At 66.2% G+C, this 14,353-nt stretch carries 8 protein-coding genes and 2 pseudogenes; 6 read left to right on the top strand and 4 right to left on the bottom strand.

What is annotated here, in order from left to right; all coding sequences use genetic code 11:
* Positions 1 to 380 precede the first annotated feature (380 nt).
* From QX132_RS25100 to QX132_RS25090, 3 genes are all read left to right on the top strand, one after another.
* Positions 381 to 2,048 (top strand): mucoidy inhibitor MuiA family protein, encoded by a 1,668-nt coding sequence (locus QX132_RS25100; protein ID WP_315798236.1) that lies wholly within the window; start codon positions 381 to 383, stop codon positions 2,046 to 2,048.
* Positions 2,049 to 2,182: 134 nt separating this feature from the next.
* Positions 2,183 to 4,039 carry an ATP-dependent zinc metalloprotease FtsH gene (gene ftsH / locus QX132_RS25095; RefSeq protein ID WP_315798163.1) on the top strand — a complete coding sequence of 619 codons (1,857 nt, stop codon included), beginning with the start codon at positions 2,183 to 2,185 and terminating at the stop codon, positions 4,037 to 4,039.
* 117 nt (positions 4,040 to 4,156) lie between these two features.
* Positions 4,157 to 5,842, top strand: a complete 1,686-nt coding sequence (locus tag QX132_RS25090) for a methyl-accepting chemotaxis protein (RefSeq protein ID WP_315733915.1) — start codon at positions 4,157 to 4,159, stop codon at positions 5,840 to 5,842.
* A gap of 73 nt (positions 5,843 to 5,915) precedes the next feature.
* On the opposite strand, the gene QX132_RS25085 is transcribed toward QX132_RS25090, so the two are convergent.
* The 4 genes from QX132_RS25085 to mgtA all read right to left on the bottom strand — a co-directional run bounded on the left by QX132_RS25085 (position 5,916) and on the right by mgtA (position 12,099).
* Positions 5,916 to 7,271, bottom strand: coding sequence for an esterase-like activity of phytase family protein (locus tag QX132_RS25085; RefSeq protein ID WP_315798164.1), 1,356 nt, complete (start codon positions 7,269 to 7,271; stop codon positions 5,916 to 5,918).
* 120 nt (positions 7,272 to 7,391) lie between these two features.
* A complete protein-coding gene (locus QX132_RS25080; RefSeq protein ID WP_316163139.1) occupies positions 7,392 to 8,369 on the bottom strand; it encodes a DMT family transporter in 978 nt (325 codons plus the stop codon).
* Positions 8,370 to 8,466: 97 nt separating this feature from the next.
* Entirely contained in the window at positions 8,467 to 9,396 is a 930-nt protein-coding gene (locus QX132_RS25075) for a DMT family transporter (RefSeq protein WP_315798166.1), read from the bottom strand.
* A gap of 144 nt (positions 9,397 to 9,540) precedes the next feature.
* Positions 9,541 to 12,099 carry a magnesium-translocating P-type ATPase gene (gene mgtA / locus QX132_RS25070; protein WP_316163138.1) on the bottom strand — a complete coding sequence of 853 codons (2,559 nt, stop codon included), beginning with the start codon at positions 12,097 to 12,099 and terminating at the stop codon, positions 9,541 to 9,543.
* Positions 12,100 to 12,227: 128 nt separating this feature from the next.
* On the opposite strand from mgtA, the pseudogene QX132_RS25065 reads away from it, so the two are divergent.
* From QX132_RS25065 to QX132_RS25055, 3 genes and pseudogenes are all read left to right on the top strand, one after another.
* Positions 12,228 to 12,367, top strand: a pseudogene (locus QX132_RS25065) (FtsX-like permease family protein); the annotation flags it as partial.
* Positions 12,365 to 12,709, top strand: a pseudogene (locus QX132_RS25060) (ABC transporter ATP-binding protein); the annotation flags it as partial. The pseudogenes QX132_RS25065 and QX132_RS25060, both read left to right, overlap by 3 nt.
* Before the next feature lie 347 nt (positions 12,710 to 13,056).
* The gene (locus QX132_RS25055; RefSeq protein WP_315733910.1) at positions 13,057 to 14,349 is read left to right on the top strand and encodes an adenylosuccinate synthase; all 1,293 of its coding nucleotides are present in this window, start codon (positions 13,057 to 13,059) and stop codon (positions 14,347 to 14,349) included.
* Positions 14,350 to 14,353: the final 4 nt, after the last annotated feature.

The following is a 14,353-nucleotide window of genomic DNA, read 5'->3' as shown; positions in this document are numbered from 1 at the left end:
CAGTTCACCTCTCTCGCTTGCGGGGGAGGTCGGCGCGAAGCGCCGGGTGGGGGCTCCCTCCACTCGGGCAGCCTCAATTGAGGAGACACCCCCACCCCAGCACTCCCCCGCAAGCGGGAGAGGGAGCGCACATCCTTCGCGGTTCGCAACCAGACCTCAACTCTTCACGCGCTGGGCCAAATTGACCGACCGGAAAGGGGCAGCACGGCACCGTGGCCGTGCTGCCTTTTTCTGTGCTCGTCTGTGCTCGGCGGAATTTCAACGGCAAGCTTTGCGGTCGCACGATTTGAACCCGCGGACCTCTCGTGGCGTCTAACGCCCCGCAAGGGACCGGCTCATCCGGTTCTCAGGGGCGCTGGGATACGGAGAGATCGATGGCAATGCGAACGACGTGGCTGGTTACGACAACTCTCGTTCTCGGTGCCTCGCTGGCGGCGGCGCCGGGCCATGCGGCAAGCCTCGACACGACGTCCACCGTCGATGCTGTCACCGTGTATCCCGACGGCGCGACCGTGACCCGGGTCATCTCGCTCGACCTTCCCGCCGGCGACACGACGGCGATTGCCAAGGACTTCCCGCTCGGACTCGATGCGTCCTCGCTTCGTGTGGAAGGCGAGGCCGGCGCCAAGCTCGTGATCGGCACCGTCGACGCCAAGCCGCCGCGTGCGGCGCCGCCGGTCAACCTGCCCGATATTGACAAGCGCATCGAAGCGCTGAAGGACGAGCGCGCCAATCTCGATGGCACGATCGCCGCGGCCCTGGCGCGCAAAAAGTTTGCCGAGCGTTTTGCCGAGGCGTCACCGGCCGGGCTCGGCGAGAAGGGCGAGGCGCGTCCGATCACAGAATGGCGTGCCGCGTTCGCCGCCGTTGCCGACGAGGTTGGACAGGCCGACGCGGCGATCCGTGATGCCGAGCGCAAGCAGCGCGAGATCGATCGCGAGATCGCGCGCCTGCAGGACAATCTTACGACGAAGCCCCCGAGCAAGCTGGAGGTGCGGATCGAATTGTCGGCTGCAGCTGCGACCAAGGCGACCTTGCGCGTGACCTACGCGGTGCGCAATGCCCGCTGGGTGCCGCTCTACGACGCGCGTCTCGACACGTCGGCGAAGGACCGCAAACCGGCTCTCGAACTGGTGCGACGCGCCGAGATCCAGCAGGCCACCGGGGAGGACTGGTCCGAGGTCGCGCTGACGGTTTCGACGGTGCGGACCGGACGCGGCGGCAGCGCGCCCGAGCTCAGGACGATCATCGCGCAATATCCGCCGCCGCCACAGCCAGCGCCGAAGCCGGCCGCCGTCAGCGCCGCGCGAGGACTCATGGAGAGCCGACAGGAGTTTCGCTTTGGCGGAGGGACGACGTTCGGAGATGTCGCGGACAAGGCCGTCGAGCAGCAGACGGTTGCGGAGATCAGCGCCTTTCAGACCGTCTTCCACCTCCCCGGACGCGTCAGCGTCGGTGCCAATGATGGCGCGAAGAGCCTGCGTATTTCCACCGCGACGATCACGCCCGAACTGACGATCCGTTCGGCGCCCGTCATCGATCCCACCGCCTATCTCGAAGCGAGCTTCCCCCAGAACGAGGAGGCACCGCTGCTGCCGGGCAAGGTCTCGATCTATCGCGACGGCATGTTCGTCGGCACCAGCAGACTGGCGTCGGCCGGCAAGGACGAGGTCGTTCATGTCGGCTTCGGGGCCGACGACAAGGTCAAGGTCGAGCGCAGTGTGGTCAAGCGCAACGAAGGCTCGGCCGGCCTGATCGTGACGACGGCGAAGATCGACGAGCGCACCTTCAAGACGACAGTCCGCAACGCTCACGACTTCCCGCTGAAGGTCGCGATCCAGGATCAGCTGCCGGTCAGCGAGAACGAGGAGATCGTGGTCGAGATGCTGCCCGCGACCACGCCGGCGACGTCGACGAACGTGCGCGATCGCCGCGGCGTCGTCGAATGGGTCATCGACGCCAAACCGGGCGAGGCCAAGGATATCGCCTTCGCCTGGCGGGTGCGCTGGCCGAAGGACAAGTCGATCGTGATGCAGCCGTCGGGTTGAAGCGGGGCGTGAGGCCACGGGCCGGCGCCGTTTGATCCATGACAAGCCGCCCGGTCCCGCTCCTGTTATGCGCGTGGGAACCCGTTCGATCACGTCCTGTCCGGCCGTGATCGAACTCGACCGAGAGCGCCGCCATGGAATCCGACCCGAACACCCGCAAGCAGGCCGTCGCCGTCGGCTACATCTTCCTCGCCGGCGTCGGCATGCTGCTGCTGCAATGGCTGCTGACGACCTACAACACGGTCGAAACCATTCCCTATAGCCAGTTCGAGCAGCTGATCGAGCAGGGCAAGATCACCGAAGTGGCGGTTGGCCAGGACACGATCCAGGGCAAGTTCAAGGACAAGCAGCCGGACGGCAAGACCTCGTTCATCACCACGCGTGTCGATCCGCCGTTGGCGGCGAAGCTTGCCGCGAAGGGCGTGACGGTGACCGGCGTACCCTCGGGCGGGCTGATTCAGGCGCTGCTGTCCTGGGTCGTGCCGGCGCTGATGTTCTATCTGATCTGGGTGTTCCTCGGCCGCAAGGTGATGGACCGCCAGGGCTTCGGCGGCCTGATGTCGATCGGCAAGTCGCGCGCCAAGGTCTATGTCGAGACCGACACCAAGGTGACCTTCGCCGATGTCGCTGGCGTCGACGAGGCCAAGTTCGAGCTGCAGGAGGTCGTGCAGTTCCTGAAGGATCCGAAGAGCTATGGCCGGCTCGGCGCACACGTGCCCAAGGGCATCCTGCTGGTCGGCCCGCCCGGCACCGGCAAGACCCTGCTAGCGCGTGCCGTCGCGGGCGAAGCGGGTGTGGCGTTCTTCTCCATCTCCGGATCCGAATTCGTCGAGATGTTCGTCGGCGTCGGCGCCGCGCGGGTGCGCGACCTGTTCGAGCAGGCGCGCAAGGCCGCGCCCTGCATCATCTTCATCGACGAGCTCGATGCCCTCGGGCGCAGCCGAAGCGGCGGCGGCCAGTTTGGCGGCTACGACGAGAAGGAGCAGACGCTCAATCAATTGCTGGCGGAGCTCGACGGCTTCGACCCAAGCTCCGGCGTCATCCTGCTCGCCGCGACCAACCGGCCGGAGATCCTCGATCCCGCACTCATGCGCGCTGGCCGCTTCGATCGCCAGGTGCTGGTCGACCGTCCCGACAGGGGCGGGCGGCTTGCCATTCTCAAGGTGCATGTCCGCAAGATCACGGTCGCCGACAGCGTCGATCTCGACAAGGTCGCGGCCCTGACGACCGGCTTCACCGGCGCCGACCTCGCCAACCTGATCAACGAGGCTGCGATCGCGGCGACGCGCCGCAAGGGCCACGAGGTGACGTTCGACGATTTCACGATGGCGATCGAGCGCATCGTCGCCGGCATCGAGAAGAAGAGCCGCGTGCTCAGTCCCGCCGAGCGCCGCCGCGTCGCCTATCACGAGATGGGGCACGCGCTGGTCGCAGCCAATCTCGTCGGCGTCGATCCGGTGCAGAAGGTCTCGATCATTCCGCGCGGCGTCGGCGCGCTCGGCTACACGATGCAGCGCCCGACAGAAGATCGCTTCCTGCTCGCGGTCAGCGAATTGAAGAACCGCATCGCCGTGCTGATGGGCGGACGGGCTTCCGAGCAGTTGATCTTCGACGGCGACGTCTCGACCGGTGCCGCCGACGATCTGCAGCGTGCGACCGAGATCGCGATCGAGATGGTCACCAAATACGGGATGGATGCGACCGTCGGGCAGCGCACATACGCGCCGCGTCCACAGGTCTCGTTCCTGCAGCCACAGGATCAGATCGTGTCGGCGGCGGAGGAGACCGGCCGCGAGATCGATCTCGCCGTGCGGGATCTGATCGCAGACGGCGGCACCCGCGCTCGCGCGATCCTCGAAAGCCATCGCCCGGACCTCGAGCGCGGCGTCACGCTCCTGATCGCCAAGGAGACGCTGACCGCCGAGGAGTTTGCGCCGTTGCGGCCGGCCTCCGCTGCGGTCCCGGTCCGGGATGCCGTTGTCTCGAGCTGATCCGGGTTTCTACGGGGGATGTTCGCAACCGAAATCTAACCATCGCCTGATCAGTTGACCAGCAGCTCACCTTGACAGATCGAGGTCGTCGATCGGGGACCGGGCGGAGTTCGTTACGTGCTGCTGAATAACCTGAAGATTGCCCCCAAGCTCGCCATCGTCGTCGGCGTGGCGATGCTGGGCCTTGCCGCGGCCGGTACGTTTGCCGGCACTCTGATGCAAAAGGAGATGGTCGACGCCCGCATCGAACAGTGCCGGGCGATCGTCGAGACCGCGCGTAACATGGCCATGGGCCTCATCAAGGAGGTCGAAGCCGGCAAGCTGACGAAGGAGGCCGCGCTCGACGAGTTCGTCAATCGCGCGAGAACGATGACCTTCGACAAGGGCATGGGTTATCTGTTCGCCTACACGATGGACGGCAACGTGGTGTTGTCCCAGGATCCGAAGCAGCGTGGCTCGAATGTGATCGATTTCGAGCTCAACGGCCGCAAGCTCGTCGTCGAGCTGCGCGACGGCGTTGCCAAGAACGGCGAAGTCACCTTGCACTACGAATATCTGCGTCCCGGTCAGGAGCAGCCGACCCGCAAGATCTCCTATGCGGTGATGATTCCCGGCTGGAATACGTTCGTGGGCACCGGCGTCTACGTCGACGATCTCGATGCGAAGATGAAGCCCCTGAAATGGCTGATCTGGATGGCCTGCGCGGGCATCGCGGTCATCGCCGGCGGGATCGCCTGGCTGATCAGCCGCAGCATCAGCGTGCCGCTCGATCGTCTCGGCATCCGCATGCGCGAGATCGCAGATGGCCGGCTCGATGGCGAGATTCCCGGTGTCGGCCGCGGCGACGAGATCGGCGGGATGGCCGCCACCGTCCAGATCTTCAAGGACAACGCGCTGCGGATGCGCGAGCTCGAGCAGGCCGAGGCCGCCACCCAGCAGCGCGCGGCCGCCGAGCGGACCGCGGCCATGCAGAACCTCGCCGCCGACTTCGAGCGCAGCGTCAACGGCATCGTCCGCTCGGTGGCGTCGGCGGCCGAGAGCATGCAGCACACCGCGCAATCGATGACCTCGACCGCGAGCGATGCCAGCTCGCGCGCCTCGACCGTCAGCGCCGCCACCCAGAGCGCCAATGACAATGTCGGCACGGTCGCGGCCGCGGCCGAAGAGCTGTCGAGCTCGGTCAATGAGATTTCGCGCCAGGTCGCCCGTTCCAGCGAGATTGCGAGCAAAGCCGTGGGCGATGCGGAGCGCACCAATGCGACCGTTCAGGTGCTGTCGACCGGCGCCGAGAAGATCGGCGAGGTCGTCAAGCTGATCCACTCGATCGCGGCGCAGACCAACCTGCTGGCGCTGAACGCCACCATCGAAGCCGCGCGCGCCGGCGAGTCCGGCAAGGGCTTTGCCGTCGTCGCCTCGGAGGTGAAGGCGCTCGCCAACCAGACGGCGAAGGCGACCGAGGAGATTTCGGCACAGGTCGCGGCGATGCAGACCTCGACCCAGGATGCGGTCACCGCCATCAGCGGCATCACCCAGACCATCGCGCAGATGAGCGAGATCACCAATTCGATCTCGACCTCGATCGCGCAGCAGGGCGACGCGACGCGCGAGATCGCCCGCAACATCCAGTCCGTCGCTGCAGGCTCCAACGAGATCAGCGCCCATATCGGCGGCGTCACCAAGGCGGCGGAAGCGACCGGCATGGCTGCCTCCGAAGTGCTGTCGAGCGCGCGCGAGCTCGACAGCCAGTCGGGCCTGCTGCAGCAGGCCGTCGATGGCTTCATGGCGAAGGTGCGAACGGCCTGATCAGGTCAGGGCGCGCCGTTGATCCGGGGCTCTCGGATCAACGGCGGCCGTCAAGTCGTAGGCGTGCCAGCCGTCACTTGGCTTTGAGGAAGTCGCCGACCTCCAGCAGCACGAACTCGTTGTCGTCGGCCTTGTTGGGATCCCGGCTGGACGAGAACGGCAGGTTGTTGTCGTTGCCGACGATGATGTGGGTGTCGTCGACGCGGTCGACATTCTCGATCGTGAAGAACGGGAAGGCGAGCACGCCGTCGTTGAGCGGCTTGCGCGCCTTGTTGTCCGGATCCTTGATCTTCATCAGGTCGATAGAGGCGATCTTGCGGAGCGGCTTGCCGACGTTGGCGTCGGAGAGTTCGATCTTGTAGACGCGCTTGAACTTGGCGAGATCGGGAAAGCAGTTGTCGCCGCGCGTGCCCTGCGGGCAGGCCTTGTCGCTGGTGCCCTCGCCATTGTCGCGCTCGATGATCAGACCCTGGGTCGGATCGATCATGTTGAAGTCGCCGATCGCGTTGCCGTTCTGCTCGAACACGTACTGCCAAAACCGGCCGGTGAACCGCTCCGCCGCGACGTCGAATTCGAGGATGCGCGAGGCTTCCTTGCCGTCGACCTTCTCCCAATCCTTCTTCTCGGCGTCCCACAGCGGGCCTTCGAGCAGGCCGTAGATGAACTTGCCGTCGACCGAGGACGCGAAGCCTTCGTAGCCCTTCGAGCGCCGCAGGTTGACGTTCGCATAGGTCGCGCCTGGCGCGCCCGGCGATTGCACCGCCCAATGGTCGGGCGAGCGCACCGGCTTGCCGTCGGCGACCGTGTCGAACACGGCCAGCACCTTGCCGGTCCTGTCCGCCTTGATGACGTAGGGACCGAACTCGTCGCCGATCCAGAGATTGTCGCCGATGATCTGGAAGCCCTCGGTATCGAAATCAGCACCGGTCAAATAGCGCTTGGCGGTGTCCTCATGGACGATGCGGAAGGGAACCTTCCTGTCGGGATCATGCAGGAAGATCGTCTCGAGCCGCTCGACCTTGCCGCTGGTCCAGTCGATCTTGTGGTGGTTCAGATAGAGCATCGAGTCGGGCGAGTTGTAGCGCGAGCCCATGCCGTTGTCGGTGAGGACCCAGAACGTGCCGTCGGCCATCTTCTTGATGCCGGAGTGGCCCTGGAGAGGTTGTCCCTTGAACGGGAGCGACACCCCGGTCGGACGCTCATAGGACTTGCCCATCACGCTGCCGATCGCGTCGATGCGCTTGCCGGTGGTGTATTTGCCGGAGGTCTTGAGATCGTTCGGGGCATCGGCCGGCGCCTCGACGAAGGACTCGGCCGGCATCACGGCATGGCCGGAGAGCGTCGCCGGGAATTCGCCTTCGCCCTGGGCGAATGCGGAGCCGGCGCTGAGGACCATCGCGGCCACGGTGGTAAGAAGATATCGATGCATGAAAAGCCTCCTGGGAGCTTGAACACGCGCCGTTCTGAACAGGAGGCCTGACGCGCCGCTGACATTTCGATGACAGCCGGATGATGCTCCCCGGTCTTCATGAGGCGTCTTGCCGCACGCTCACACCTTGAGCCGGTCACCCGTGCCGGGAGGCCGGATCGGGACCCGCGACGCGATGATCACTCCGGCAATGACCAGCGCGTAGCCCGCAAGGTGGAACAGCCTGAGCTCCTCGCCGAGGAGCAGGATCGCGAGCACCGAGCCGAACAATGGCACCAGATGGAGGAACGGCGCGGCGCGGTTCGGTCCGATCAGGCTGATGCCGCGATTGAAGAACAGGTAGGCCAGTGTCGACGCAAACACGACCACGTAGCCGAGCGTCAGGACCGACAGCAGATCGGGCTTGAGCACGAAGCCCGACGCGTATTCCCAAGCCGCGAACGGCAGCAGCAGCACGGCGCCGGCCGCCGTGCAGGCTGAGATCAGCGACAGCTGGTGCACCGCCGGCCGTCGCGTCATGGCGGCCGAGTAGAGCCCGAATACCATCAGCGCGCCCGCAAACATCAGGTCACCGCGGTTGAATTGGATGCCGGCGAGCGCACCGAGATCGCCGCGCAGCAGGATCACCAGCACGCCGATCAGCGACATCGCAATGCCGGCGAATTGGGCGATGGTCAGGCGCACACCGAACAAGGCCAGCGACCACAGCGCGACGAACAGCGGCGTCGAGGATTGGATCAGGAGACCGTTCAGCGCCTGGGTATATTGCATCGCCCAATAGGACAGCGCGTTGTTGATGGCAAAGCCCGTCAGCGACAACAGCAGGATCAGCGGCCAATGCGCGCGCAATGTTCGCCAGTCGCGGGCGAGATGCGCGCGGGCGAAAGGCCACAGCATCAGGAACGTTCCGACCCAGCGGATGCAGGACAAGGTCAGCGGCGGGACATGACCGGCCACATAGCGCGCGAGCACGATGTTGCCGGCCCAGAACAGCGAGGCCAGCGTGAGCAGCAGATAGGGCTGGTTGTTCAGCCAGGAGAGCGGATGACGGTGTTGGGCAGGCAAAGGCAGCCAAGCGTGCTTGGAGAGACGAGGCAATCTGGGCTGAATCGTATCCCCTCGCAAGCCGGCGCAGCGGATTGGTGCCATGCATCGGATAGCAAAGGGCCGCGGGGGCGCGCGCAGGACGTGGATATCAGGTCGCCTGCTTGCGCGACGCCACGAACACGCCGGCGAGCACCAGCGCGAAGCCGATCACGTGGAAGACCTCCGGCTGCTCGCCGAGGAACACGAAGGCCATGATCGAGCCGAACACCGGGACCACGTGAAAGAATGGCGCGGCGCGATTGGCGCCGATCAGGAGCACGCCGCGATTGAAGCAGAGATAGGCGATCGTCGAAGGAAAGATGGCGACGTAGAGCAGCGACAACAGGTTCTGCGCGTCGAGCGCCATGACCGGTCGCGCGTTGAGTTCCCAGATCAGCAGCGGAATGAGGCTGGCTGCGCCGCAACCGAAGGTGAAGGCGACCATCGACAGGCCGTGGATCTGCGGCCGCTTGATCGTCAGCACCGAGTAGAAGCCGAACACCGCCATCGCGAGCAGGAAGATCAGATCCCCTCTGTTGAAGCTGATGTCGGCCAGCGCGGTGGGGTGACCGCGCGTCAGGATGAGCAGCACGCCCACGAGCGACAGCACGATGCCGATGGCCTGCGCCAGGGTCAGGTGCACGCGCAACAGCAGCATCGACCAAATTGCCACGATCAGCGGACCAGCCGACTGCAGCAGCAGGGTGTTGAGTGCCTGCGTATATTCGAGCGACCAGTATTGCAGCGTGTTGAAGGCGCCGATGCCCGTCACGGACAACGCGATCATGATGCCGAGCCGCGACCGGATCGCGGGCCAGTCCTGGCGCAGCTGTTTCCAGGCGAGCGGCAGGATCAGCAGGAAGGCGAGCGACCAGCGCAGGAACGACAATGTCACCGGCGGGATGTGGCCGGCGGCAAGCCGCCCGACGATCGAGTTGCCGGCCCAGCACAGCGCCGTGATGCTGAGCAGCACATAGGGCTGGTTGGCGATCCAGGCGCGCGTGGGCGCGGCGGACGCGGTGGGATCGGCGGCGGACATGCGGCGGTGTTGGCCTGGTTCGATGCGCCGCGGCGCGCGGCCGGGATGTCCGGCCGCCGTTCCTCCCGGCGCTTTCGACAGACACCAATTGCAGCTGCCTATCAAGAGGGCAGATGCATCGCGACCATGCAGCGGTGGCCGTCGTCAAGATCGCGCACGAGCGTGTCCCCGGTGCGGTCTCCGCGGTCCGGATCGCACCGCGAGCGATTTGAGGCCCTCCGCACTGACCAGATAGGCGACGACGAGGGCGGCGATGGCAGCCAAGACGGTGAGGGGCGGTGCAACGAAGCCGAACCATGCGCCGGCCGGTGTGAAGGGCACGACCAGTGCGACGGCGAGCGCGGTGAGCGACGACGCCGTCAGCATCGGATCCGCCCGGTTGCTCCATGGCCGCCCATTGGTCCGGATGATGAAGATGACGAGAATCTGGGTTGCCATCGATTCGAGGAACCATGCGGTGCGGAATTCATCGGGCGTCGCATGGAACAAATACAGCAGCGCGCCGAAGGTGAGAAAGTCGAACAGGGACGACAGGGGCCCCATGATCGCGGCAAAGCGCATGAGCCGCTTCATGTCCCAGCGCTGCGGCCGCGCGGTCGCCTGCCGGCTCACGCGGTCGAACGGAATGCCGAGCTCGGAGAGATCGTAGAGCAGATTGTTGAGCAGGATCTGCGTCGGCAGCATCGGCAGGAACGGCAGCACCATCGATGCGGCGGCCATCGACAGCATGTTGCCGACATTCGAGCTCGCGCCCATTCGGACATACTTCAGGATGTTGGCGAAGGTGCGTCGGCCTTCTTCGACGCCGTTGGCGACGACGTCGAGATCAGAGGCGAGCAGGATGATGTCGGCGGCCGACTGCGCGACGCCGGTGGCGCCTTCGACGGACAGGCCGATATCGGCGGCCTTCAGCGCCGGCGCATCGTTGATGCCGTCCCCGAGGAAGCCAACGATCTCGCCGGAGGCCTGCAGCGCCTTGACGATACGCGATTTCTGATCGGGCGCGAGACGGCCGAACGCATCGGCCGAGTGCACCTGCACCGCGAGCGCGTCGTCGCTGAGCTCGGCGATGTCGCTGCCGGACAGCACGCGATCCGCCTTCAGCCCGACCAGGCCGGCCAGCCGCTTGACCACGACGGGATCGTCGCCGGAGAGGATCTTCAGCGCGATGCCGGCGCGGGCAAGCTGCGCGATCGCTGCCGCCGCGGTCGGCTTGGGCGGATCGGCGAACGCGCACAGCCCTTCGAAGATCAGTTCCTGCTCGTCGTCGGTTTCGATCTCGCGCGGCGCGCCGTTCCACGGCCGTGACGCGATCGCGACCGTGCGCAAGCCCTCGCGTGCGAGCGCGTGAACGCGCTCGTACATCTCGGTGCGGCCGTTGTCGTTGAGCGGCGCGAACGTGCCGCCATGCCGCTGCTGCGTGCACAACTCGATCACCGCCTCAGGCGCGCCCTTCACGATCAGGATCCGATCCTGGCCGCGGATCGCCAGCACCGAGCCGAGCCGGCGCGAGAAGTCGAAGGTCTGCTGGCCGCCCAGGGACCATCCCTCGGCCGCATGATTGGCGCCTGCGACGAGCGCGCAATCGAGCGAGCCGCGATCACCGCCGAGTGCGGCCGCGATCGCGCCGAGCTCGGCAGCTCGCGGATGGTCGGTGCCGTCGGGCGCGACGCTGCGGGCGAGCGTGATCTCCGCGGATGTCAGTGTTCCCGTCTTGTCGGTGCACAGCACCGACATCGCGCCGAGATCATGAATCGCCGCAAGCCGCTTCACGATCACCTTGCGCTTGGCCATGCGCAGTGCGCCGCGCGACAGTGTCACCGTCGTGATCATCGGCAGCAGCTCGGGCGTCAATCCGACCGCGAGCGCGACCGAGAACAACAGCGAGTCGAGCACATCGCGTCCGAATACGACGCGAACCGTGAGCACGATCACGACCAGGGCCAGCGTAAGCCGCGCGATGACGAGGCCGAATTCATGCAGGTCGCGCTCGAACGGTGTGCGCGCCTGCCCCTCGGCGAGCGCCGCGGCGGCCGCGCCGAACATCGTGTTCGGTCCAGTGTTGACGACGATGGCGACGGCCTCGCCGGTCTGCGCCACCGAGCCGCGGAACAGCGCATTCGACGTGTCGTTCTCAACGGCCGGAATGCCGGCCTGTTTCGTCACGGGATAGGGCTCTCCCGTGAGCGCCGCCTCGCCGGCGGTGAACGCCTTGCTTTCGATGACCAGCGCATCGGCAGGAACGATGTCGCCCGCGCGTACGCGCAGGATGTCTCCGGGAACGACCGCCTCGACGTCGATCTGGCGATAGGCGCCATCCCGCTTGACCTCGGCCTTCAAGGCGACGGAGCGGCGGAGCTCCTCGGCCGCCTTGACGGCATGTCCCTCCTGAACCGTGTCGAGGCCGATCGACAGCGTCAGGATGAGAACGATGATGGCGCCGCCGATCACGTCTCCCGTCACCATCGAGATGATGCCCGCCACCAGCAGGATCAGCGACAGCGGCTCGAGCAGGCGGCGGAGCACGGCGCGCAACGGACCCACGACGTGCGAGGGCGCATCGGCGTTGTGGCCGTAGCGTTGCAGCCGCTGCTCGGCGTCGGCCGCGCCGAGACCGTTCAGGTCGCAGCCGAGCGTCGCGCCCGCCTGCGCGGGCGACAGGCGCCAAAATTGGTGCGGGCCGGAGGTCGTCTCAGTGCTCACGCGGGCCTGTCCAGGTTGGTGGATGAATGGTCGTGGTCATCATGGCTGATTTGCATGAAGCTCTCCGGGCGGCGGTTGACCTAGCGCAACATCCCGCTGCCGTGATGGCCTCGGTTGCCGCAATGCGCCGCATCGCCGCCGTGCTGATCGTCTCGGTGATCCAGCGCTCCAAGGAGATCGGGATCCTGCGTGCGATGGGCACCTCGCGCGGACAGATTTTGCGTGTGTTTCTGCTGCAGGCGGACTGCTCGGCTTCGTCGGCTCGCTGGTCGATCGCGGCTTCCCGGGCCCCGAGATCGAGGCGCAGGCGTCGGAGCTGCTCGACCAGGTCGGGCTGGCGAAATTCGCCGACCATCTCGCGAGCAACATGTCAGGCGGCCAGCAGCAGCGCGTCGCGGTGGCGCGGGCGCTGGCGATGAACCCCGATCTGGTGCTGGCGGACGAGCCGACCGGCAACCTCGACACCAAGTCGGCCGAGGCGGTCTTTGGCCTGATGCGCGAGGTCAATCGGGAGGTCGGCACGAGCTTCCTGCTCGTCACCCACAACCTTGATCTGGCCCGGCGCTGCGATCGCATCATCGAGGTTGTCGACGGCCGCATCCAGAGCTGAGAGCGCGCCGCTTCGATCGTAGATTCGCCGCCGTTCGGGTGCTCAATGGAACCGCCCGGGTCGATGCGCCGCCAGAAGCGTATGGCCGGGTCGCCCGATCCGCAGCCGGGGCGGCATGAAATTTTGGGGCTTATCAAAGGCTTGGTGGCGCTCTTGTGTGCTCCGAAGGCCCGTTCTCGCTTGCCTAGCCCGGCGGCTTCCTTTATCCGGTGGGTCGCCTCGCAAGCGAGCGGTCCCGGCCGCGATTTGGGCTGGGCGCATGGTTGGCCAGGCTGGCCCCTCATCGGAAGCGATTTCGTCCGAACCGATCGTGCTGTTTTGGATCTTGGCAGAGGAAAGAGCTGCGAATGGCTAACGTGGTCGTCGTCGGCGCCCAATGGGGTGACGAGGGGAAGGGCAAGATCGTCGACTGGCTGTCGGAGCAGGCCGACATCGTCGTGCGCTTCCAGGGCGGCCACAATGCCGGCCATACCCTCGTCATCAACGGCGCCACCTACAAGCTCGCTTTGCTGCCGTCGGGCGTGCTGCGCACGGGCAAGCTGTCGGTGATCGGCAATGGCGTCGTGTTCGATCCGCAGGCCTTCCTCGACGAGGTCGGCAAGCTCCAGTCGCAGGGCGTCGCCATCAGCCCGGACAATCTGCGCGTTGCCGAGAACGTCACGCTGATCCTGCCACTGCACCGCGAACTCGACGCGCTGCGCGAGTCCGCGAGCGCGGCGACCGCGATCGGCACCACCCGCCGCGGCATCGGCCCGGCCTATGAGGACAAGGTCGGCCGCCGCGCGATCCGCCTGATGGACCTCGCCGATCTCGATACGCTGCCGCACAAGATCGATCGGCTGCTCGCGCACCACAATGCGCTCCGCCGCGGCCTCGGCCTCGAGCCGATCGACGGCCAGCAGATCCTGCGCGAGCTGACGGCCTTTGCGCCGAAGCTGCTGCCCTATGCGGAGACGGTCTGGCGTCTGCTCGACATCAAGCGCCGCGAAGGCAAGCGGATGTTGTTCGAGGGCGCGCAGGGCGCGCTGCTCGACGTCGATCACGGCACCTATCCCTACGTGACCTCGTCCAACACGGTCGCGGCGCAGGCGGCCACGGGCGCGGGCCTCGGGCCGGGCGCGATCGGCTATGTGCTCGGCCTGTGCAAGGCCTACACGACCCGGGTCGGGCAGGGGCCGTTTCCCACCGAGCAGGACAACGAGACCGGCCGCAAGATCGGCGAGCGTGGCCGCGAATTCGGAACGAATACCGGCCGGCCGCGTCGTTGCGGCTGGTTCGATGCGGTCCTGGTCCGCCAGGCGGTGCGGACCTGCGGCATTAACGGTCTTGCGCTGACCAAGCTGGACATTCTCGATGGTTTCGACACCATCGATGTCTGTACCGGCTACAGGCTGGACGGCAAGGAGATCGATCATTTCCCGGCAGGTGAGGGCGCGCAGGCTCGGGTCGAACCGATCTACGAGACCATCGAAGGCTGGAAGCAGCCGACCGCAAACGCGCGCTCCTGGGCCGATCTGCCGGCACAGGCCATCAAATACGTCCGGCGGATCGAGGAACTGGTGGGTTGCCCGATCGCGCTGCTTTCCACCAGCCCCGAACGCGAGGATACTATTCTGGTCCAGAATCCCTTCGAGGCGTGACGGG

Source organism: Bradyrhizobium sp. SZCCHNRI20481 (genome assembly GCF_032485055.1).
Lineage (GTDB): Bacteria > Pseudomonadota > Alphaproteobacteria > Rhizobiales > Xanthobacteraceae > Bradyrhizobium.
Note: the sequence above shows the minus strand (reverse complement) of the source record. Positions and strands in the feature narration are given on the sequence as shown.